Annotated in this window: 20 protein-coding genes; 3 read left to right on the top strand and 17 right to left on the bottom strand. The window is 55.9% G+C overall.

Annotated features, from left to right (window positions below):
* Nucleotides 1–156 precede the first annotated feature (156 nt).
* The 9 genes from RGB73_RS16480 to RGB73_RS16520 all read right to left on the bottom strand — a co-directional run bounded on the left by RGB73_RS16480 (nt 157) and on the right by RGB73_RS16520 (nt 8513).
* Nucleotides 157–288, bottom strand: a complete 132-nt coding sequence (locus RGB73_RS16480) for a hypothetical protein (RefSeq protein WP_310763658.1) — start codon at nt 286–288, stop codon at nt 157–159.
* 75 nt (nt 289–363) lie between these two features.
* Nucleotides 364–768: a DUF3054 domain-containing protein gene (locus RGB73_RS16485; RefSeq protein WP_310763660.1), complete on the bottom strand. Its 405-nt coding sequence runs from the start codon at nt 766–768 to the stop codon at nt 364–366.
* A 96-nt stretch (nt 769–864) separates the two neighbouring features.
* Nucleotides 865–1455, bottom strand: a complete 591-nt coding sequence (locus RGB73_RS16490; protein WP_310763661.1) for a GNAT family N-acetyltransferase — start codon at nt 1453–1455, stop codon at nt 865–867.
* 130 nt (nt 1456–1585) lie between these two features.
* Nucleotides 1586–2689 carry a D-TA family PLP-dependent enzyme gene (locus RGB73_RS16495; RefSeq protein ID WP_310763663.1) on the bottom strand — a complete coding sequence of 368 codons (1104 nt, stop codon included), beginning with the start codon at nt 2687–2689 and terminating at the stop codon, nt 1586–1588.
* A 231-nt stretch (nt 2690–2920) separates the two neighbouring features.
* Nucleotides 2921–4447 carry a tripartite tricarboxylate transporter permease gene (locus RGB73_RS16500; RefSeq protein WP_310763665.1) on the bottom strand — a complete coding sequence of 509 codons (1527 nt, stop codon included), beginning with the start codon at nt 4445–4447 and terminating at the stop codon, nt 2921–2923.
* 12 nt (nt 4448–4459) lie between these two features.
* Nucleotides 4460–4927: a tripartite tricarboxylate transporter TctB family protein gene (locus RGB73_RS16505; RefSeq protein WP_310763667.1), complete on the bottom strand. Its 468-nt coding sequence runs from the start codon at nt 4925–4927 to the stop codon at nt 4460–4462.
* A gap of 51 nt (nt 4928–4978) precedes the next feature.
* Nucleotides 4979–6064, bottom strand: a complete 1086-nt coding sequence (locus RGB73_RS16510) for a tripartite tricarboxylate transporter substrate binding protein (protein ID WP_310763669.1) — start codon at nt 6062–6064, stop codon at nt 4979–4981.
* Between the two features lie 147 nt (nt 6065–6211).
* Nucleotides 6212–6907, bottom strand: a complete 696-nt coding sequence (locus tag RGB73_RS16515; protein ID WP_310763671.1) for a response regulator — start codon at nt 6905–6907, stop codon at nt 6212–6214.
* Nucleotides 6894–8513 (bottom strand): sensor histidine kinase, encoded by a 1620-nt coding sequence (locus RGB73_RS16520; RefSeq protein WP_310763673.1) that lies wholly within the window; start codon nt 8511–8513, stop codon nt 6894–6896. Before RGB73_RS16520 ends, RGB73_RS16515 begins: the two co-directional genes overlap by 14 nt.
* 252 nt (nt 8514–8765) lie before the next feature.
* Between RGB73_RS16520 and RGB73_RS16525 the strand changes: the two genes are divergently transcribed.
* Entirely contained in the window at nt 8766–10256 is a 1491-nt protein-coding gene (locus tag RGB73_RS16525; RefSeq protein WP_310763675.1) for an NCS1 family nucleobase:cation symporter-1, read from the top strand.
* 74 nt (nt 10257–10330) lie between these two features.
* On the opposite strand, the gene RGB73_RS16530 is transcribed toward RGB73_RS16525, so the two are convergent.
* The 6 genes from RGB73_RS16530 to RGB73_RS16555 all read right to left on the bottom strand — a co-directional run bounded on the left by RGB73_RS16530 (nt 10331) and on the right by RGB73_RS16555 (nt 17869).
* Nucleotides 10331–12043 (bottom strand): methyl-accepting chemotaxis protein, encoded by a 1713-nt coding sequence (locus RGB73_RS16530; RefSeq protein ID WP_310763677.1) that lies wholly within the window; start codon nt 12041–12043, stop codon nt 10331–10333.
* A gap of 99 nt (nt 12044–12142) precedes the next feature.
* Complete coding sequence (locus RGB73_RS16535; RefSeq protein WP_310763679.1) at nt 12143–12667, bottom strand: hypothetical protein; 525 nt, start codon at nt 12665–12667, stop codon at nt 12143–12145.
* Nucleotides 12668–12755: 88 nt separating this feature from the next.
* Complete coding sequence (locus RGB73_RS16540) at nt 12756–13646, bottom strand: nitrilase-related carbon-nitrogen hydrolase (RefSeq protein ID WP_310763681.1); 891 nt, start codon at nt 13644–13646, stop codon at nt 12756–12758.
* A gap of 29 nt (nt 13647–13675) precedes the next feature.
* Nucleotides 13676–15061: a dihydropyrimidinase gene (hydA, locus tag RGB73_RS16545; protein ID WP_310763682.1), complete on the bottom strand. Its 1386-nt coding sequence runs from the start codon at nt 15059–15061 to the stop codon at nt 13676–13678.
* A gap of 153 nt (nt 15062–15214) precedes the next feature.
* Nucleotides 15215–16486 (bottom strand): NAD-dependent dihydropyrimidine dehydrogenase subunit PreA, encoded by a 1272-nt coding sequence (preA, locus tag RGB73_RS16550; RefSeq protein ID WP_310763684.1) that lies wholly within the window; start codon nt 16484–16486, stop codon nt 15215–15217.
* A 36-nt stretch (nt 16487–16522) separates the two neighbouring features.
* A complete protein-coding gene (locus RGB73_RS16555) occupies nt 16523–17869 on the bottom strand; it encodes an NAD(P)-dependent oxidoreductase (RefSeq protein WP_310763686.1) in 1347 nt (448 codons plus the stop codon).
* A gap of 190 nt (nt 17870–18059) precedes the next feature.
* On the opposite strand from RGB73_RS16555, the gene RGB73_RS16560 reads away from it, so the two are divergent.
* Both RGB73_RS16560 and RGB73_RS16565 read left to right on the top strand, forming a co-directional pair.
* Nucleotides 18060–18572 carry a hypothetical protein gene (locus tag RGB73_RS16560; protein ID WP_310763689.1) on the top strand — a complete coding sequence of 171 codons (513 nt, stop codon included), beginning with the start codon at nt 18060–18062 and terminating at the stop codon, nt 18570–18572.
* Nucleotides 18573–18581: 9 nt separating this feature from the next.
* Complete coding sequence (locus tag RGB73_RS16565; RefSeq protein ID WP_310763691.1) at nt 18582–19010, top strand: hypothetical protein; 429 nt, start codon at nt 18582–18584, stop codon at nt 19008–19010.
* A 6-nt stretch (nt 19011–19016) separates the two neighbouring features.
* Here the strand turns inward: RGB73_RS16565 and RGB73_RS16570 are convergent, their stop codons facing one another.
* Both RGB73_RS16570 and RGB73_RS16575 read right to left on the bottom strand, forming a co-directional pair.
* Entirely contained in the window at nt 19017–19208 is a 192-nt protein-coding gene (locus RGB73_RS16570) for a hypothetical protein (RefSeq protein WP_310763693.1), read from the bottom strand.
* 36 nt (nt 19209–19244) lie between these two features.
* Nucleotides 19245–20441, bottom strand: coding sequence for an iron-containing alcohol dehydrogenase (locus RGB73_RS16575; RefSeq protein ID WP_310774363.1), 1197 nt, complete (start codon nt 20439–20441; stop codon nt 19245–19247).
* Between the last annotated feature and the right edge of the window lie 182 nt (nt 20442–20623).

Genomic DNA, 20623 nt, shown 5'->3' on the forward strand with positions numbered 1-20623 from the left:
AAAAAACTTCTTTCTTTGCCTCTCAATGCGGAGCGACTGCGATCAGCGGAAAAGCGCGATGCGCTCCAGAAAAAACAAAACCTATTATATCATAATCGCCCTGAAATCGAGCCCTTTTGAGTCGCAATCCGCGAGAAAAAGAAAAGCCGCTGAAAGTCAGCGGCTTTTGCTCGTTCCTTCATTGCGGTCATTGTGATGGGACTGTCGCAGGTTCGTGTTCTTGTCGTTCTCATCCAGCGTCTGACCGCGATTTTTACCCAAATCCTTGCTGTTGTTATTTTTGCCCATAAGGTCCACCTCCCTGACGTCGTCAAAGGATAGCGTAACCAATATCGGTGTCTTTACTCCTTCAACTGCCCACATTTACACGTTGGTGCGCTTACGAATGGCATAGCCGATCGCAAAAAGAATTCGCCAGCCAAGCAGGAATGCCAGAGTAATCAGGTATGCAACCCAAGTGAAAAGCCACGTCATCGGAATGCCCGTCCACCACGTTCGTAGGACAAGTCCGATCGGCGCTGCTACCGTCCAGGTGAGAAACGTCGACAATAGCAGTCGGCCAAATGATTCGTAGGCGTTTTGACGATAACTGCGGAAAAGGAAGCATGCGACGACCCACCCTGCCAAGAACGGAGCCAGTGTGTCCAGGATGCCGAGGACAGTCACGGGCAAATGATGGGCCAGCTTTCCGTAGTAAGCGAAGAGCAGGAAGGCGACCAGATCTCCGACCAGCAGTACATAGCCGGCAGGCGAGATACGCAGTCTCATGAATACCCTCTTTTCTCATGAAGCGTTACTGTACTGTTTTCATGTACCTACCTATTGTACACACGCTTCCTTCCGCCCCACAATCTTTCCGACCGTTTATTCACCAAACAGCAACATTTGCAGCTTTGCATCGACAGAAGGCCACTCGCGATCCACGATGCTGAAATAGACGGAGTCCCTGATATAGCCATTCGGCAAAACCATGTGGTTGCGGAGCACGCCTTCCCGGGTACCCCCGATCCTCGCGATCGCTCGCTGCGAGTTCTCGTTGCGCGAATCGGTTTTGAGCTGTACGCGGATGCAGCCCAGCTCTTCAAAGCAATGCCGCAGCAACAGCCACTTGCATTCGGTGTTGACGAGCGTCTTCCAAACGGACGGAGTCAGCCAGGTGGAGCCGATTTCCAACCCGCGGTCCTGGCGGGAAATGTTCAGAAACCGCGTACTGCCGATTACCTTCCCATCCTGCTCGCGAACGATGGCAAAAGGCAGTTCGGTTCCCTTTTCCTCATGTTCTAGCGCCTGCTCAACGAACTGCCGTGCGTCATCGAGCCGAACAATGCGATCTTTCATGTACGTCCAAATTTCCTCGAACTGTCCCGCCTCCCAAATTCCTTGCGTATGCCGTTCGCGCAGCGGCTCGAGCCGGACGAGTTTTCCTTGCAAGGTGACCGGTGTGATCGAAAGCATGTGTGTCGCTCCTTTGACTGTTCTGCCGCTCGCTCTTGGCAGAACAGCTCCCATAAATTTTTCCAATGATAATGGGCGGAGAGCCTGCTGTCAATCCTTTTTCTGCCGGGCACCAGCCTGCTTGTCCGGTTTACTGCACGCAGCCTCTTGCATCTACCTTCCATTTGTCCACGACCTGCCCTTCCCGCACCACCAGGTAGTGGTCAAACAGATTCGCGACCGTACAAGCATGGTTGGGGATGATTCGGACGCGATCCAGCAGCCCGAGCTTTGTCTCTCCTTCGAGTTGAACGACGCCATGCTCCTCGGACAAGCGAGCGATGACCAATTCCGGATGGCCGATCACATGCCCGAATCCTCTGACGGTAGCATTCCCGTGTGCCCCCTGGTCCAGCGAGAGCGATTTGCTTCCCGTGTCGAGTACGAGCCTCTCTCCCTGCTTTACACTGACCACCGTGCTGACCAGGCTAAGGGCGCATTGCTCGTAAGCCGCGACACCCAGACCGACCTGAATGGCATCGTAAAAGACGGCGTTGCCCGGACGAACTTCCGTGATCCCCGGCACTTGGCCGGAAAACGTGTATGTCGGTGTCGACCCCACGCTGCGTACTTCGATCGGAATCCCGTTTTTCTCGCAAAGCTCGGCGGACTCCACGATACACCTTCCCTCGTACTCCCCGATGTCCCGGATCTGCTCATAGGAAGAAGCCGCATAGGAATGTCCGGCATGCGTAAACAGCCCCTTGAGCCGCAAATTCGGGCAACGGCTCACGTACCGTGCGAGCTCGAGGGTGTGCTCTCCGGGCGCGACTCCGCAACGTCGCAAACCTGAATCCACCTTGATCCAGACGTCGATGGCTTTTCCCAGTTGCCCGAAAAAGTCCTGGATATGCTGTGCCTGTTCTGCGGAATCGACGGTCAAAATCATCGTGGCGATGGGCATGAGTGCGGCTACGCGGGCCAGCTTGGTGGAAGAGGCCAACGGATAGGCAATCAGTATGTTGTCGATTCCAGCGCGGGCCATCACCTCCGCTTCCGATACTTTCGCGACCGTGATCCCTGCAGCACCACTGGCGATCTGCCGTCTCGCGATTTCGACCGACTTGTGGGTTTTGATATGGGGCCTCCACGAAATGCCTTGCTGTTTGGCAAACCGGTCGATTCTTCTGAGATTGGCTTCCATGATGTCCAGATCCAGCAGCAGCGACGGCGTGTCCAGTTGGTTGATGTCCACTTTGCATCCCTCCCGATTGTCTCATTGAAAACGGATTGAAATGAGTTCCTTACGTTCATCATACCTTGGCTCTCTTTTGCCGCGCTACCGTTTGCTCGCATTCCTGATGTTCGGATGGTTTCCCGAACATCCCCCTGACGCCCGTCAGGTCTCTTGTTCAGATGAAAAACGTCCCTTTCCGCTTTTCATCATGTTGCGGAGGGACGTCCATTGGTTCGGGCAAAGCCGTACTTACGCTTCTTCGCTCACAACGACCTGCTTTCCCCGTTTTTTCAGCAAGATCGGGATGAGCAGCCAGAGCAGGGCGCATACGAGGAATACAGCCGAGATCGGTTTCGTGACGAAAATCATGAAATCGCCGTTGGACGTAGTCAAGGCGCGGCGCATGTTGTTTTCAATCATGGGGCCGAGGACCAGTCCCAGGACGAGCGGAGCCAGCGGAAAATCGTTCTTGGACAGGAAATAGCCAGCGACTCCGCAAACGACCAGCAGCACGAGGTCAAAGGTGCTGATCTGGACGGCGTATACGCCAAAGACGGAAATGGCGATGATCAGTGGAATCAAGTACTCCGTGGGAGTCTCAATGATTTTGGCATAGACCTTGACGAGCGGCATGTTCAGCACGAGCAGCATGACGTTTCCGATGAACATGCTGGCGATCAGCCCCCAGGCGACCTGCGGATGGTCGGTGAACAGCAGCGGTCCAGGCTGGACGTTGTACATCAGGAGGGCTCCCATCAGGATGGCAGTCGTACCCGATCCGGGAATCCCCATCGTCAGAAGGGGCACCATCGCCCCGCCCGAAGCGGCGTTGTTCGCGGATTCCGGTGAAGCGACTCCTTCGATCGCTCCTTTTCCAAAACGAGACGGATCTTTGCTCAGCTTTTTCTCCAGAATGTACGCGAAGAACGAAGCGAGCGTGGCCCCTGCTCCCGGCAAGACCCCGACAAAAAAGCCAAGCAAGGAGCCGCGCGCGATGGGAGCTGCGCTTTGCTTCAAATCCTGCGCCGTCGGCAGCACCCGGCCCACTTTGATGATTTCCTGCGAAGACGCGTCTGTCTCGAGGATAGTTTTGAATACTTCCCCGAGAGCGAAGAGGCCGACTGCTATCGTCAAAAACTCCAGTCCTTGGTACAAGTCGGGAATGTCGTACGTAAAGCGTGCCACACCCGAGACGTTGTCGATGCCGATCGTGGCAAGCAGCAGACCGAACACCGTCATGATCAAGGCCTTGGTCATGGACTTTCCACCCAACCCGCTCACTGCGCACAGCCCGAGAATCATCAACGAAAAGTACTCGGCAGGTCCAAACTTCAAGGCGAGGTCGGAAAGCGGATCAGCCAGAAACACCAGAGCGATGAGCGCCACGATCCCAGCCACGAACGACCCGATCGCGGAAATCGAGAGGGCGGCTCCAGCGCGGCCTTGCCTCGCCATCTGGTAGCCATCCAGCGTCGTCACGACGGATGAGGACTCCCCTGGCGTATTCAGCAGGATAGAAGTAGTCGAACCGCCGTACATCGCTCCGTAATAGACACCAGCGAGCAAAATGATGGCGCTGGCTGCCGCTTCTTCAGGCGGAAGACCGGCCGTCAGTGAAGCCGTGACAGGCATCAGCAAAGCGACACCGCTCATCGGACCGATCCCGGGCAATACGCCTACCGCGGTCCCGATCAACACTCCTACAAACGCGTATACCAGATTGTGCCATTGCATGGCGAGGAGGAAGCCATCCCCCAAATATTGCAGCGCACTCATATCTCTTCCTCCTTACACGCCCAGCCAGGCTGGAAACGGCGGCAGCGTACCTTGCAGCAAATGGACGTACACGTAATAGACGCCCGCCGCAAAGACAAGGGCAACAACAGCCGCCTTGACGATCCCGCTTCCCATGACCCGAAACGCAAACGTGAGAAAGAGAAACGTTGCGATCACATAGCCGAGACTCTCCAAGATGAAGACGTACAAGAGCGTCGCGGCCAGGATCAAAAGAAAACGTTTGTAATGCAGCGCGACGGCCGCCGCTCCCGTTCCACTAGCCTGTGGCTGCCGCCTGAGCGACTCCCAGAACAGACGCAAGCTCAGCAGGATCAACAGGATGCCGAGCCCGAGCGGAAATATGTTCGGACCGACTTCGCTCCCGTACGCGCTAGTGGATATGGATCGGCTTTCCATCACGAACAGGGCTCCGATCAATGCAAAACAGACGCTGCCGATCCGGTCAAAGGTCAGATTCATTCGGGTACCTCCTACTCGAATGAAAAAGGAGAGGACTCCCCCTCCTTTTTCTTATTTCGCCATGCCGAGCGATGTCAGCAACTCTTTCACCAGCTTGTCTTGCTCATCCAGGAACGAAGTAAAGGCGGCGGCATCCTTGTATTCACTTTCCCATCCATTGGCTGCCAGCTCTTTTTTCCACAGGTCATTGTCATTGAGCGCCTTCAGCTTGGCATCCCAATACGCTTTCGCGTCGGCAGGCATGTCAGCCGGTCCAAAAACGCCGCGCCAGATCGTGAAGGTAGCGTCAATTCCTTGCTCCTTCAAGGTAGGGACGTCGCTCAGCGGGCCGGACAAGCGCTCCTGCGAAGTGACGCCGAGCACACGCACTTTCCCCGCTTTCAAATACTCGCCGACTCCGGATGCGTCGGTCGCAATCATGTCGGCGTTGCCGCCCAGAAGCGCAGCGATTGCCTCTCCTCCGCCGTCATAGGAGACGTACTTCACGCTCTTGGGGTCGATCCCGTATTTGGCAGCTGGCAAAACGCTGACCAGATGGTCCATCGATCCGGGTGCAGATCCTCCGGCAAGAGTGATCTTGGTCGGATCAGCCTTGATCGCATCCAGCAGGCTCTTGATATCTTTGTAAGGAGAGTCCGCCTTGACGACGAGTGCCCCAAAGTCTTTGGTCATTTGCGCCAATGGCGTGACGTCGCGGTATCCGTACGGGGTATTTCCTTCCTTCTTGTCGTTGTTGATCAGGATGGGCGGCGAGCTGACGAACAGCCGGTACGGATTGCCCTTGTCCTTGTTGACATACTCTGCCATGAATACAGTTCCGCCGCCGCCCGGCTTGTTTTCCACCGTAATCGATTGCGTAACCAGCTTGCTTTCGTTGAGTACCTTTGCCAAGGAGCGTGCGGTCTTGTCCCAGCCTCCGCCCGCACCCGACGGGGCGACGATGACGAGCGGCTTCTCGGGGTAGTTCGATGCGGCCGGCGTCCCCGAACCGCCTCCTGTCCCAGAACCAGCTCCTCCTGCCGCTCCTTGTCCGCTAGCGCCTCCCGACCCTGCGCTTCCGCCACCGCCGCCGCCACAGGCTGCGAGCGCAACCGTCAGCAATGTGGACAACGCAAGTAGCGCCATTCTCTTTTTCATTTTGCATCCCCCTTTGGTATCCCTTCATGTAAGCGCATTCACCGCTTGCGATAAACGTACCATGGGGATACAGAGGTGGATAGTTTTCGTGCATAAGGTCTATTTTGAATTTTGCGAACGTTTTGTTCATATTGTTCACAGCGACAATCAGTTCAGGAAGCGGTATTTCCTCTCCGGCCGCCCGACAGTACCGTAGAGCAATTCCGCGCGCGCTTTTTTCTCGCGGACGAGGTACTCCAGATAGCGTCGTGCCGTCGTTCTGCTCGTCCCGATTTCCTTTCCGATTTCTTCCGCGGAAACGCCCTTTTCTCCAGTTCGCTGGATCGCCTCGAGCACTTTTTCCAGCGTCAAGTGATCGATCCCTTTGGGCATGGCTGTTTCCCGTTCTCGAAGCTTGCTGTGCGCGAGGCTGCGGGTCATGATCTTGTCGATGACGTCCTGATCGACCTCCCCCGCCTCCTTTGTCCTCCACAGGTGCTCGCGGTAAGCGTCCAGGCGTTCGCGGAACCTCTCGAATACGAGCGGCTTGACGATGTAGTCGAACACTCCGCCTCGCAATGCTTCCTGCACCATCTCCATCTCTTTCGCCGCCGTGATCATGATAATGTCCACGTTCCGGTAGTGCTGCCGAATGTACCAGACGAGCTCGGTGCCGAGCATGTCCGGCAAGTACACATCGAGCAGGACCAGATCGGGGTGCGTCAAAGAGAGCAGCTCCTTTGCCTCCGCTCCATTGGTCGCTGTCGCGATGACCTCGAATCCCTCGATTTTGCTGACAAATCTCCTGTTGATATCGATGATTCGCAAATCGTCCTCCACGATAAGCACTTCAACCTTCTGCATATTGACCACTCCGTTCTTTTGGCAGCGAAACCGTAAATAATGCCCCTCCCCATTCGCTTTCGCCCACCAGGATGTACCCGTTGAGCTCTTGGATGATCCCTTGAACCTTGGCCAGACCGATGCCCCTGTGCTCGCCGGGCTTGGTCGAAAAACCATGCTGGAAGATTCGCTCCCGAAGTTCCTCCGGTACGCCGGGACCTGAATCTTCGACCTCGAACAAGATGTCATCGCCTGTATCGGACAGATAGCATTCCACCACTTTTTGCTGAGCCCCTGATTCGTTGATCGCTTCCAGCGCATTCTGGATGAGGGTGCCGAGCAAGACGATCAGCTGCTGCCTGTTAAAAGAGGGCGGAAGCTCCTTCAAGCGGCTGTCCTGATTGATTTGAAACTGAATTTTGAGCTCCTTGGCGCGGTTGTGCATCCCCAAAAGCAGCGCTCCAATCAAGGGATCCGGAATTTGCTTGGCCAAAAACAACATCATCTCCTGCTGAGCCGATGTCTCGCTCGTAATCAGCTCGACCGCTTCCTGGATGGATCCGAGCTGCAGCAATCCGGAAATGGTGTACAGCAGGTTGTGAAACTCATGCGTTTGCGCCCGCAGCACATCCGCATACCGCCGGGCCTGGGAAAGCTCCCTGGCAAGCTGGTCGATCTCCGATTTGGGCCGGAAGCTGCTTACGACCCCCACTACTTTTCCTCCCAGCCTGATGGGCACCCGGTTGACGATGACCTCCTTTCCTCCGAGGCTGGCTTCCCGGTCCAGCTGGTGTTCCCCCGTTTCCAGCACTTCCGGCATGCGGCTGTCCGGCAAAACGTGAAAGATCTCTTTGCGGTGCACATCTTCCTGGGGAAGGTCGAGGATCCGGACTGCCGCCTTGTTCATCATCGTGATCCGGTTGTTCCGGTCAATCGCCACGATCCCTTCGCGGACGGACTCCAGAACCGCGTTGCGTTCGACGTACAGGGCGGCAATCTCTTCCGGCTCCAGCCCCAGGATGACACGCTTCAGGTAACGGCTTACCCCGATCGCTCCCACCACGCCGACCAGGAGACCGAAAACGATGACAAAAAAGACCTTCTCCTGATAGGCGCGAACCGCCAGCTCGATGTCTTCCAGCAAAAAGCCCACGGAGACGATCCCGATGACCTTTCCTTCGTCGTCCTTGATGGGGACCTTTCCCCGCAAGGACGGCCCCAGACTCCCCACTGCCTTGGATACGTACGATTGGCCGTACATCAGCCCCAGCTCATTGTCCCCTCCGACCATCCCTTTTCCGATTCGGTCCGGCAACGGATGCGCATATCGGATTCCTTCGCGGTTGCCGACGACGACAAATTCTGCTTCCGTCTGCTTGCGCACATTTTCCGCGATCGGCTGGATCAGTGCAGACGGATTGGGCGCATGAAACGCGCTGCGCAGCTCGGGATCGTTCGCGACGATTTTCGCCACAGAGAGTGCCTTTTTTCCCAGTTGATCCTCTACCTGGGAACGGATGATCGAAGAAAAAATCGCCCCCATTGACCCAATAATCAGAATAATGACAAAAGTAAACAGCATGATCATCCTGGTTTGCAAAGACAAGCGCAGCTTTTTCGACGTCACAAATATTTCACCCCTTGGTTTATATTACCACCCAGTTGGAGGAAAAGGATAGCTTGCCTGCTTGGGTCCAATCGCCGTCCCCCGATCCGGCATCTATCTGTCGAATGACAAGCGTCGATTCTTGTCTGCCTCCCGCGAAAATGGTGGAATTAGGTCTTCTTTCCCCCAATATAATGTTACAACTTGGATTCGAGACAAACTGGGGGCGGTTGTCCGAATACCGGGATTTCAACGGAAAAGGAGGGACTTGGGTTGAAAACACAAACGGAATCGGGCGGCATCGTCACCTTGACAAAAGAAGGCGAAAAGCTCGTCCAAGACAGTCCGCTGTACAACGAAGGGCTCCGGCCTACGACACAGGCAGAGCATTCCTGGAGCTCGTACAACTTCGCCAGTCTCTGGATCGGCATGTCGATCTGTTTGCCCACGTACGCGATGGCAGCAGGCCTCATTTCGCTTGGCATGAACTGGTGGCAGGCCATTATCACCATCATCCTCGGCAATTGTATTGTCCTTATTCCCATTCTTCTCAACTCACACGCCGGGACCAAATTCGGAATTCCCTATCCCGTGTACGCCAGGCTCTGGTTTGGCTCGAAGGGAGCGCACATCCCAGCCGTAGCCCGCGGCCTGATAGGAGCCGGCTGGTTCGGGATCAACTGTTGGTTCGGCGGAGCCGCGATCGACACGCTGCTGATGTCGATGACGGGATGGGCCAGCGTTCCCGGTCATCTCTGGATCGCCTTCTTCGGCTTTTGGCTGCTGAATGTATACGTCGCCTACCGTGGTCCGGAAGCGATCAAAAAGATGGAGGCCTGGGCCGCTCCTGTCCTGATCATCATGAGCCTGGCTTTGCTGGTTTGGGCTTTGACCAAAGCCGGCGGATGGGGCCCGATGCTCTCCGCCCCCTCCAAGTTCACGTCGACGGGTGAGTTCCTCAAAGTGTTCTTCCCGGCTTTGACTGGGGCAATCGCCTTCTGGGCCACCATGGCGTTGAACATTCCCGATTTTTGCCGCTATGCGAAGAGCCAGAAGGCACAGATCGTCGGCCAGTCGGTTTCGCTGCCGACCACGATGGGTTTTTTCTCCTTTATCGGGGTAGCTGTCGCCTCCGCTACCGTCGTCATCTACGGGGAAGCCATCTGGGATCCGGCTGCCGTGCTTGCCAAGTTCTCGGCTTTCGCAATCTTCCTCGGAACGATCGGGATTGTCCTCGCGACGCTGACGACCAACGTCGCGGCCAATATCGTCGCCCCGGCCCGCGCGGTGGAAAACCTCGCTCCGCGCCGGCTCACCTACGAAGCGGGAGCGATCATCGCGGGTGTCGTCTCCTTGCTGATGCAGCCTTGGTACATTCTTGAGAATTTCGGCAATTACATCTTCCTCTGGCTCGGGACGTACGGTGCCCTGCTCGGACCCATCGACGGAATCGCCATCGCCGACTACTGGCTCGTGCGCAAGAGAAGGATTCACTTGACGGAGCTTTACAAGGTCGACGGCATGTATTCTTACAAGAGCGGCTTTAACTCACGTGCGATCTGGGCGATGCTGATCGGGATCGCCATTCCGTTCATCAGCAAGTACACCCCCGGACTGAACCTCATCTGGGACAACGCCTGGACGATCGGGCTGCTCATATCCCTTGCCTTGTACACCTGGATGATGAAAAATGATTCTACCATCCTGAGCGTAAAGGACTACGAAAAAATAACAACTGCCGCAAGCAAATCACAGGCTTCCTGATGAATCCTGCAGCCAAACAGCAAAAAGACTGGCTTCCGAGTAGGGAATGCCAGTCTTTTGCTTTCGAGCGGTTTCTACCATTTAAATTGGCTAATCGATTCCTGAAGCTCGTGGGAGAGCTGATTCAGGTTGACACTGGAACGTGCAATTTCCTGCATGGAAGCCAGCTGCTGCTCGGCACCTGCAGATACACCGTGCGTATGCAGTGCTGCCTCTTCCGACAACCGGTACATTTCGTCCATGGCGGACGCTACCTGCTGGACGCTAGCTGACATTTGCTCCGTAGCAGCGGAAACTTCCTGGATCTGGTCCGCCACTTCCTGGGAAGATTCCACGATCCGCTGGAAGGTTGCACCCGCCTCTTTGACGACGCTGGCCCCTTTCTCGGCTTCCCTCGTTCCGTCCTGCATGACGCCTACGACCTGTGAGGTCTCGTGCTGGATTTCCCCGATCAGCCGGGCGATTTCCCTGGCAGATTCTTCTGACTGCTCGGCCAGTTTTCGCACCTCATCGGCTACCACAGCGAAGCCTCTGCCATGTTCGCCTGCCCGTGCCGCTTCGATTGCGGCGTTCAGGGCCAGCAAGTTCGTCTGCGACGCGATCCCGGTAATGACATCGACGATTTGGCCAATCGCTTCGGAGCGGACGCCCAAATGCTGGACAAGCTCGGCAGCGTGATTGACGGAATCCGAGATCGCCCCCATTTGGGAGACCGCCTTCTGGATGTGTTCGTTTCCTTGCTCCGCTTCCTTCGCAGCCTGTACAGATGCCTCGGAAACTGCGCTAGACGTATCCGCGATGCGCTGAATGGCAATGGACATTTCTTCCATGACACGGACACTTTCCTGCGCACGCTGAGTTTGCACTTCGGAGGCGCTAGCGATCTGCTGGACGCTGCCGATGGACTGCTCGGTAGCGTGAGCGGATTCTTCCGCACTGGCTGACAGTTCCTCTGAAGAAGCTGCCACTTGCTCGCCAGCCACTTTGACTTGCTCGATCAAGCTGCGGAAATTGCTTACGAGATCGTTGAACGCGATTCCCAGCTTCCCTACCTCGTCACGAGTTACATAGCCGACCGGAGCGACGGCCAGATTGCCATGAGCCAGCTCTTCCATCCGTTTTGCCACCGTCTGAAGCGGCACCGAAATCATCCGGGAAATCAGATAGCCGAGCCCCATGGCAATGACGAGAGACGCCACTACGACGATGGCCAAGATCAACACGGCCTGCTGGGCGTCTGCCTCGTTGGCCTTGCGGATTTGCTCGGCCTGCTGCGACTTGTAGTTCGCCCAGGTCAGCAGTTCCTGATTGATCCAGTTGAGCGTCTTGTCGGTAGCACGATAAAAAGCATAGGCCTGCTGCGGCTCTTGGGCTTCAATCATCTTGAGCACTTCTGTCTGATCCCCGTTGTATTGATTCAACAGCTCCTGCAGCATGTTGACGCTTTCCTGCTCGGTTTTGTCCAGGTGCGTCTTCTTCAGTTGCTCGAAAGTCATATTGGCATCGCTTGTCCGTTGGTCCAGCTCTGTTTTGTACGTCGCGTACACGGCCGGGGACGGATCCAGGATCATTTTATAAATCAATCCGTCGATAGCACGAATCTCCTGACGCCAGTCGTTGATCCACTTGACGGGGAGAAGCTGTTCTTCATACATGGATTGAATCCGGTCCCCCGCTACTTTCAGATGATAGTAGCCTGTAAAGCCGACACCAACCAAAAATACAGCCATCATGATGATCAAACTAAACAGCTTTGCTCTGGTGCTTACGTTCCGAAAGAGACTCATCGTTGTTTGGCAATCCTCCTGTTTGAAAATGACTGAAAAAGTAGAAAAAGCTCGAATATTGTCTAATCTTACCAAATAACAGTAGACAAGTCGATAGTCTTAGGTTATTTCTCTTACATCCAGCACAGACAAAATGGAAATCTCGGAAATTTGCACCTCAGGCTGGTAGCAAACATAGTAAGTTAGTTCAGGGCTGATCCGGTACTGTAGTCCCCTGTATCCTTTCGCCAGCAAATAGGAGCGCACTTCATCGCCTGTCCACTCCAGCCATTTCGGATACCCCATGCTCTCCGACCGCCGCATTAGAGCTACGGGAGAGTGTTTGGCCCGCAGAGCGTCGGTACGCAATTCGTTCTCCCCATAAAACTCGTCCAAACAAAACAGACCCGTCACGTCCAGTTCCTGCCGCAAGACAGCAGCCTTGTCCCACTCGGTCTCCGCGTGACAAATGGCGTACTGGGCCGCCACTTCCGGATTGCTCACCAAATAGACGCCGGCTCCGAACACTGCCTTGGCGCTGGCCCCGTTTACAAAATGGCGCCTCTCCTCCCGTTCATACCGCTGGGAGCGCACGACCCGCAATGCCTCCCGGTACTCCACACCGCGATACACGATTTGTCCCATCTCTGTACTCCCCTTACGTTCCAGTGATAAGAGCCTCCATTCATGCGAAAAGGAGGAAGGCGCTGTCTCAGGCGCCTCCCTCTCCTTATCACGGCAGGAGTTTGACCATGTCGTCATACGTTTCTGGACGGCGATCGCGATAAAACTGCCAGGTGTCCCGAACTTCCTGGATTTTGTTTTTATCCATTTCGGCGACGATTACCTCGTCCTGATCCCTGGTCCCGACAGCCACGAACTGCCCGCGAGGATCGACGAGATAGGATTGGCCGTAGAATTCACCCATATTCCATGGCGCTTCGGTACCGACCCGATTGATGGCGGCGACGTAATAGCCATTGGCGACAGCATGTGCAGGCTGTTCCAACTTCCACAAATATTCGGACAGTCCAGCGACAGTTGCCGAAGGGTTGAAGACAATTTCCGCTCCGTTCAGTCCGAGCAGTCTGGCTCCCTCGGGAAAGTGGCGGTCGTAGCAGATGTACACCCCGACTTTGGCAAATGCGGTATCGAACACCGGATAACCGAGATTTCCCGGCTTGAAGTAGTACTTTTCCCAAAACCCGCATCCACTCTGGCCGACACCTACGTGCGGAATATGCTGCTTTCGGTATTTGCCGAGGTAGGTTCCATCCGCATCAATGACGGCAGCCGTATTGTAGTAAGTGCCGATTCCTACCCGTTCGTAGACGGGCAGAATGATCACCGTACCGAGTTCGCGAGCCAGGGAGGAGAATAGCTGCACGGTGGGGCCATTGGGTACTTCCTCGGCGGATTCGTACCACTTGGTGTTTTGCTCGGCGCAAAAGTAAGGACCGTAAAAAATTTCCTGAAGGCATATGATTTGCGCTCCTTTGGCGGCGGCTTCCCGTACCAATCTGACGTGCTTTTCGATTGCCTTCTCTTTGTGCAGATGCACCGGCTCGTCGCCATGTACATCATTCTTCGCCTGAATCAGCCCAATGCTTACTTTATTTACCATCCGCACCCTTCTCCTTTCTATACCCGAACCTACGGACGCGTAAACCTCGATCGCTTCAAATAACGTCCGGCCCCAGCCTGGCCGACGAACTGCTTTTCCCGAACCACGAAAGAACCGCGCGAAAGAACGGAGACGACCTCCCCGTATACCTCCATCCCTTCAAACGGATTGTAGTCAACATTCATATGGTGAGTCTCGGCGGAAATGGTTCGTTTGACTGCCGGATCAAACAGCACGATATCCGCATCCGATCCGACCGCAATCGTCCCTTTTTGCGGAAACATCCCAAACAGTTTGGCCACCTTGGTGGACGTCACGTCGACAAACTGGTTCAGGCTGATCCTTCCCTTCCGGACCCCTTCCGAAAAGAGCAGGGTCAAGCGGTCTTCCACGATCGGGCCGCCATTGGGAATTTTGGTGAAGTCTCCGCGGCCCAGCTCCTTTTGACCCGTAAAATTAAAGGGGCAATGGTCCGATCCGACCGTTTGCAGGATGCCGTTTTTCAGTGCGCTCCACAGCACTTCCTGATTCCATTTCTCCCGAAGCGGCGGAGACCACACATACTTGGCCCCCTCAAAGTCCGGACGATCCAGGTCGGTGATGTCGAGCACGAGGTATTGCGGGCAAGTCTCTCCGTAAATATTCCAGCCCTTTTCCCTTGCTTCCGCGATTCTGCGTACGGCGTCCGCACACGACACGTGGACGACGTAAAGCTGGGCATCCGCCAAGGCCGTCAGGGCGATGGCGCGGCCTGTCGCCTCTCCTTCCGCTTCCGGCGGCCTCGTATACGCATGGTAGACCGGATCGGTATTGCCTTCAGCCAGCGCTTGCTTGGTCAAATAATCGATCACGTCCCCGTTTTCCGCGTGCACCTGGACGAGCGCTCCCAGTTCCTTGGCTCGGATCAGCGTTTTGAACAGCGTTTCGTCGTCCGCCATCAAGACGTTTTTATACGCCATGAACACCTTCAGTGAAGTGATCCCTTCGTTCGCAATCACCGTTTCCAGCTCTTCCAGCACCTGATCGTTTGCATCGGAGACCATCAAGTGAAAGCTGTAGTCGATCACCGCTTTCCCCCTCGCCTTCTCGTGCCAGGTGGAGATGGCCGATTGAAGCGACTCTCCTTTGCTGGTGAGGCAAAAGTCCACGATGCTGGTCGTTCCGCCAAAAGCCGCCGCTTTCGTTCCCGTAAAGAAATTGTCCGAGGTGACCGTGCCCCCGAACGGCATATCCAAATGCGTATGGGGATCGATTCCGCCCGGCAGCACGTAGCAGCCTGTGGCGTCGATCTCCTCCGCTCCCGCCGTGTCGAGATTCCGTCCAATCGCGACGACCTTCTCGCCTTCGATCAGGACATCTGCCTGGTACGTATCGGCAGCCGTCACGATGGTTCCACCGCGTATCCACTTTTTCATCCTTGCCCCTCCTTTTTTCCAACAGCCGCTCGGCACTCAAAACCGGGCTGCGCCGCTTCCCATCGGCGCAGCCAATCGTGCTGACCATATCCTTGCTTAGTACAGGCTATGCGGCCCGATCCGGAAAGATTACGCCCGCGTAGTTCTTACGACTCACTGTTCCCCTTTGGCTGCAAGGGCCGCCTGTCGCTGATTCCAGCTCAGCGGCAGCAGGTCGCTGGGGATTTCCACCATATCGATCGCACCGTCTACCGGGCAAACAATGGAGCACAGGTTGCAGCCCACGCAATCTTCTTCGCGGACGACGAGCCGCTCCTTGCCGGTCGCCTCGTCGGAGACGATGTCGATGCACTGGTGGGACGTGTCTTCGCAGGCGATATGGCATTTGTTGCAGTTGATACAGGTCTCCTCGTTGATCCGGGCGACGACCTTGTAGTTGAGATTCAGGTGGCCCCAATCGGAGTAGGTGTGGACGGCCTTGCCCACGAGATCCATGACGGAGGCGATGCCGCGCTGGTCGAGGTAATTGTTCAATCCGTCGATCATGTCCTCCACGATCCGGAAGCCGTGGTGCATGGCAGCGGTGCACACCTGTACGCCTGTGGCGCCCATCAGCAAAAACTCGACGGCATCGCGCCAGTTGGAAATGCCGCCAATGCCTGATATCGGTACGCCTACCAGCGGGTCGCGCGCGCACTCCGCAACCATGTTGAGGGCGATGGGCTTCACGGCAGGACCGCAATACCCGCCATGCGCGCCTTTTCCATCGACATGGGGAATCGGCAGCCACGAATCCAGATCGACGCCCATCAAGCTGTTGATCGTGTTGATCATGCTGATCGCATCAGCTCCGCCTTCGGAGGCAGCCCGAGCAGTAAAGCGGATATCGGTGATATTGGGCGTCAGCTTGACGATGACGGGTGTTTGCGCGACCTCCTTGACCCATTCGACCTGCTGCCGAATCAGATCGGGATGCTGGCCGACCGCCGATCCCATGCCTCTCTCCGCCATACCGTGCGGACAGCCGAAGTTCAGCTCCAGCCCGTCGACCCCGATAGCCTCTACCTTTTTGACGATTTCATGCCACGCTTCCTGTTTGTGCTCGACCATCAAGGAAGCGATCAGGGTATGCTTCGGGAAACGCTTTTTGGTTTCGTCCATTTCCTTCAGATTGACATCGAGTGGTTTGTCGGTGATGAGTTCGATGTTGTTGAATCCGAAAACCCGCTGCCCGCCAAAGGTAAGACCCGCGAAGCGCGAAGACACGTTGATGATCGGTTCCCCGAGCGTCTTCCAGACTGCTCCGCCCCACCCCGCTTCAAACGCGCGCTGCACTTGGTAGCCGGAATTCGTCGGCGGTGCGGAAGCCAGCCAAAACGGGTTGGGGGATTGAATGCCTGCCAGATTGATCCTGAGATCTGCCATGATCCGCTCTCCTCCATCTCTTGATTTGCAAGCGCCTTACACAGGCTGCTTTTGATCGGTCAAAGCGCTGTGGATGGCATGAGCCGCCCGCTTGCCATGATTGGCAGCATCGACGACCATGGCATCCGTCTTCCCCCCGCCGAAAATGAGGTCCCCCGCCGCGAACACTTTCGGGTGACTGGTACGATACGTGCCCTCTTCGATCGCGACGACGCCATTTGTGTGGCGGATGCCGAACGCGTCAATCAAAGGCAAGTGTCTCTTCTGCCCGATCGCCTTGACTACAAAATCGACCTCCATCACAAATTCGCTGCCCGGAATCGGAACAGGTCGTTTGCGTCCCTTGGCGTCCGGCTCGCCCAATTCCATCCGGATCAATTCCAGCCCCGTCACGTGCCCACTCTCTCCCAAAATGCGAGACGGCGCAACCAGCCAGCGGAATTCCACCCCGTCCTGCTTGGCAAACTCGTATTCAAACTGATAGCAAGTCATTTCTTGAACCGTGCGGCGATACAAGATCTGCACGTTCTCCGCCCCCAGCCGCCTGGAACAGGTAGCCGCGTCGATCGCCGTATTGCCAGCCCCGATGACGACGACTTTTTTCCCGAGCATCTCGTCGGTCAGCGGCTTGGTTTTGGTCTCCTCTACCAACGAAATCGCATCGAGGACACCATCCAGTTCTTCCCCTTCGATTTGGAGGGCAGGGACGCTTCCCATCCCGGCTGCGAGCAAGACGGAGTCGTAGCTGGTAAGCAGCTCTTCCGCTTGTATGTCTGTCCCGACTCTCGTATTCGTACGAATCTCTACGCCAAGCGCTTCAACCTGTTCCACTTCCCACAAAGAGATCTCCTGAGGCAGCCGGAAGGAGACGATTCCGTACGTGTTCAAGCCGCCAGCCTTTTCCTTCGCTTCAAACACCGTTACCCGATAGCCCAGCCTGGCCAGCTCCCGCGCGGCCGACAAGCCTGCTGGACCTCCCCCGACGATGGCGACCCGCTTTCCGTTGTCCTCGCCCTTTGCGAACAGCTTCGCGTTGGTTTGCATCGCCCAATCCGTCGCATGGCGCTGCAACAGCCCGATCATGATCGGCTTGGAGGCGTGGTTGAGCACACAGGCGCCCTCGCATAGCTCCTCTGTCGGACAGACGCGGGCACAGCTGGCACCGACCGGGTTGGATTCCATGATGGTGCGGGCCGAGCCGTATAAATTGCCCGTCGCAATTTTTTTAATGAAGGATGGAATGTCAATCGAGGTCGGACAAGCCTTGATACAGGGTGCATCGTAGCAGTACAAGCAGCGGTTTGCTTCGTCGATAGCTTCTTTCGGCCTGAGCGCAGGCACTACTTCCCTGAAATTGTTCTGCAAATCATGCGGGACGCCCATCTTTTGCACAACCTCCTCGCAGGTTTCCGGATTAAATAGCGTGCTTCTATTAATCAATGTACGGAAAAACCATTTTATGATTGTTTCGTTGCCTTTTGACGTTCGCGCGGGGCGATATCAATGTCCCCATGCTGGAATGATTGATTTCATTGGTGAATAGGGATATACAAACGAGGAGAGGAGGCCGGAGATGAGAGACTACGAGCAGCGAATCGCACGGTTGAAGAGCCAGCTTGCCGAGCTGTCCCAGCAGCTCGCACAGCTCGAGGACGAGTTTTCGGCTTATTTAGAGCAGCGGGAGCGTCGCAAGGCATACCTCTCCTCCCGGCAGGTGCTGGACTTGATCGAAGCGTGCCATGGGCGAAATGGCAGCATGGCCACCATCAAACGTTGGGCAGACAGCGGCTACCTCGGAGAAGTCGTCGATGAGCGCGAATTGTTTCCACTGCTCGAAGGCAAACAAGGCAACAAGCGATTTCTGTACCCGCGCGAAACCGTCTGCCGCTTCCTGTACGAAAAGGGCTTGCTTCGCCCTGCCTTCGACATATTGGATCGGGTCTGTGTCTCTACACCTGCCGGCTGTATTCGAGGGCTCGTCACCTCGTTTGATAGGCGGGACGATCGGTTTACGTACCAAGTCCAACTGGAGGAAACGGGAGTCGTACTGGCGGACGTGTCCGAAAGCGAATTGTCGCTCCCGTGAGGAGGTTGTATGAATCTGGCAGTGATCACCATGGAAAATACGGTAGCCAATCAGGAAGTTTCGCGTACCATCCGCGATCTCCATAAAAAAAAGGGGCAGCCCCTCGCGATCCGATTCAGCGAAGAACTGACCCATATCATATTGGAAGCACCGTGCCTTTACATTCTCGAGCCGGAGCTGCTTGACGAAAAAGCAGTGGTAGACGGACAATGGCGGAAAGCTGCCCACGGCTACGAAATCCACCCGAAATGCAGAGGCAAGACCGTGCATTTGCACCTCGATTCGGAACTCGTCGCCGAGCTGGAGCTGATCCGCAACCGCGTCAACAGCAAGACGCAAAGCGAAGTCATCCGGGAGCTGTTCATCCGCGGCATGCGCTCGTACTTGGAGGAAGAGGAAGGACTCGAAAGGACGCCGGACGTTCCGAAGCGAGAGTAGAGCGTCTTATCGCTGTCTCCAAGCCGGAAGGTCTGTTGGCTTTTCCGGCGACCATCGTTTTTTCCGCTCGCGCTGTGTCCACCACCCTTCCAACAACGTGGTCCAAACGTCGCAGGTGGCCCACAGCAACCGGAATGCCAGCTGAGTACCGTGCCGTGCGATTGCCGCAAGTGCATTCCACGCGTCCAACAAATCCATGCTCTCGCCTCCTTTCTGTTCTGTCATCCGCCTTTTTCACGCGTGCTGGCGGTAACTCCATTTGTAATCGTAGCTTTTCTGATACAAAGCCATGATTTCTTCATGGCTGGGTACCCGCGGATGGTTGGCGGGGCTTCCACTGTCCAGCGCATCGGCAGCCATCTTGGGCAGCGCCCGCAAAAATGTGTCCCCGTCGATACCCCATTCCTGCATATTCGGAATTCCGAGCTTCCTGCACAGCCCTTTTATCTCGTCCATGATCCGGTCCGCGGCTTCGGCAGCGGACATGCCCCTCCACTCTGGATGCAGCATGCGGCCTATGCTCGCCAGCTTTTCCTCAGCACTGTCCCTTGTGTAATCCAGAACCACCGGCAAAAGCATGGCGTTGGAGATCCCGTGCGGCACGTGAAAAAGGGCGCCAATCGGGCGAGACATTCCGTGCACCAGCGTGACGGACGCATTTGAGAAGGCTGCTCCCGCAAGCATAGCCCCGAGAGCCACCTCTTCCCGCGCTTTCAGGTTCTCTCCGCTTTCATAGGCGATCGGCAAGTACGTCATGATTCGTTCGATCGCAGCCAGTGCGAAGGTATCCGTCACTGGCTGCGATTTTCTCGACCAGTAGGCCTCCACGGCATGGCATAAGGCATCTACCCCGGTAGCAGCTGTCACCGCCGGCGGGCAAGAGAGTGTCAGCAAAGGATCGACGATGGCGACCGCGGGCAACAGCTCCGGCTGTGAGATCATCATCTTCACTTGGGTTTGCACATCGGTGATGACCGTGACCTTGGTGACCTCCGATCCAGTCCCTGCCGTTGTCGGACAGGCAATCAAAGGTAACGGCTTTGCAGCGAACACCCTTTGAGTGCCGCGATAGTCCCCGATCTCTCCTTCGTTTGTCGCCATCACTGCGACTGCCTTTGCCGTATCGATGCAGCTTCCTCCCCCTACCGCTACGATGACGTCACACTGATGCTCCATACAAATCGCCAGCGCTTCCTTCAGATGAAGGTCAGTAGGCTCTGTGTCGATCCCCGTATACGTGGTGAAGTCCATCCCCTGTTTGTGTACATACGTTTCACAAAGCGAGACGTTTCCTACTTTTTCCATGACGGGATCACTGATGATCATTACCTTGGTCCCCAGCCTCGCCGCCTCGATCCCCACTTGCTCGAATGAACCTTTGCCGTACAAAATCCTCCCAGGCATCAGCAGTTGATGAAATCCTCCCAGCATCATAAGACCTCCTTCAGCCAAATGCTTGCATGGTCTTTTCCACCTATACCTTGCAGTTTGCTACATACCGTTCCTATTGTAAACAATTTTCCGAAAAGTCAGTACAACTTCTTGGCTGACGATAGAAACAATCCGACTAAAGAGGCTATGCGGACGGTCATACTAACAGCATTACCCAACAC

Source organism: Brevibacillus brevis (assembly GCF_031583145.1).
Taxonomy (GTDB): domain Bacteria; phylum Bacillota; class Bacilli; order Brevibacillales; family Brevibacillaceae; genus Brevibacillus; species Brevibacillus brevis_E.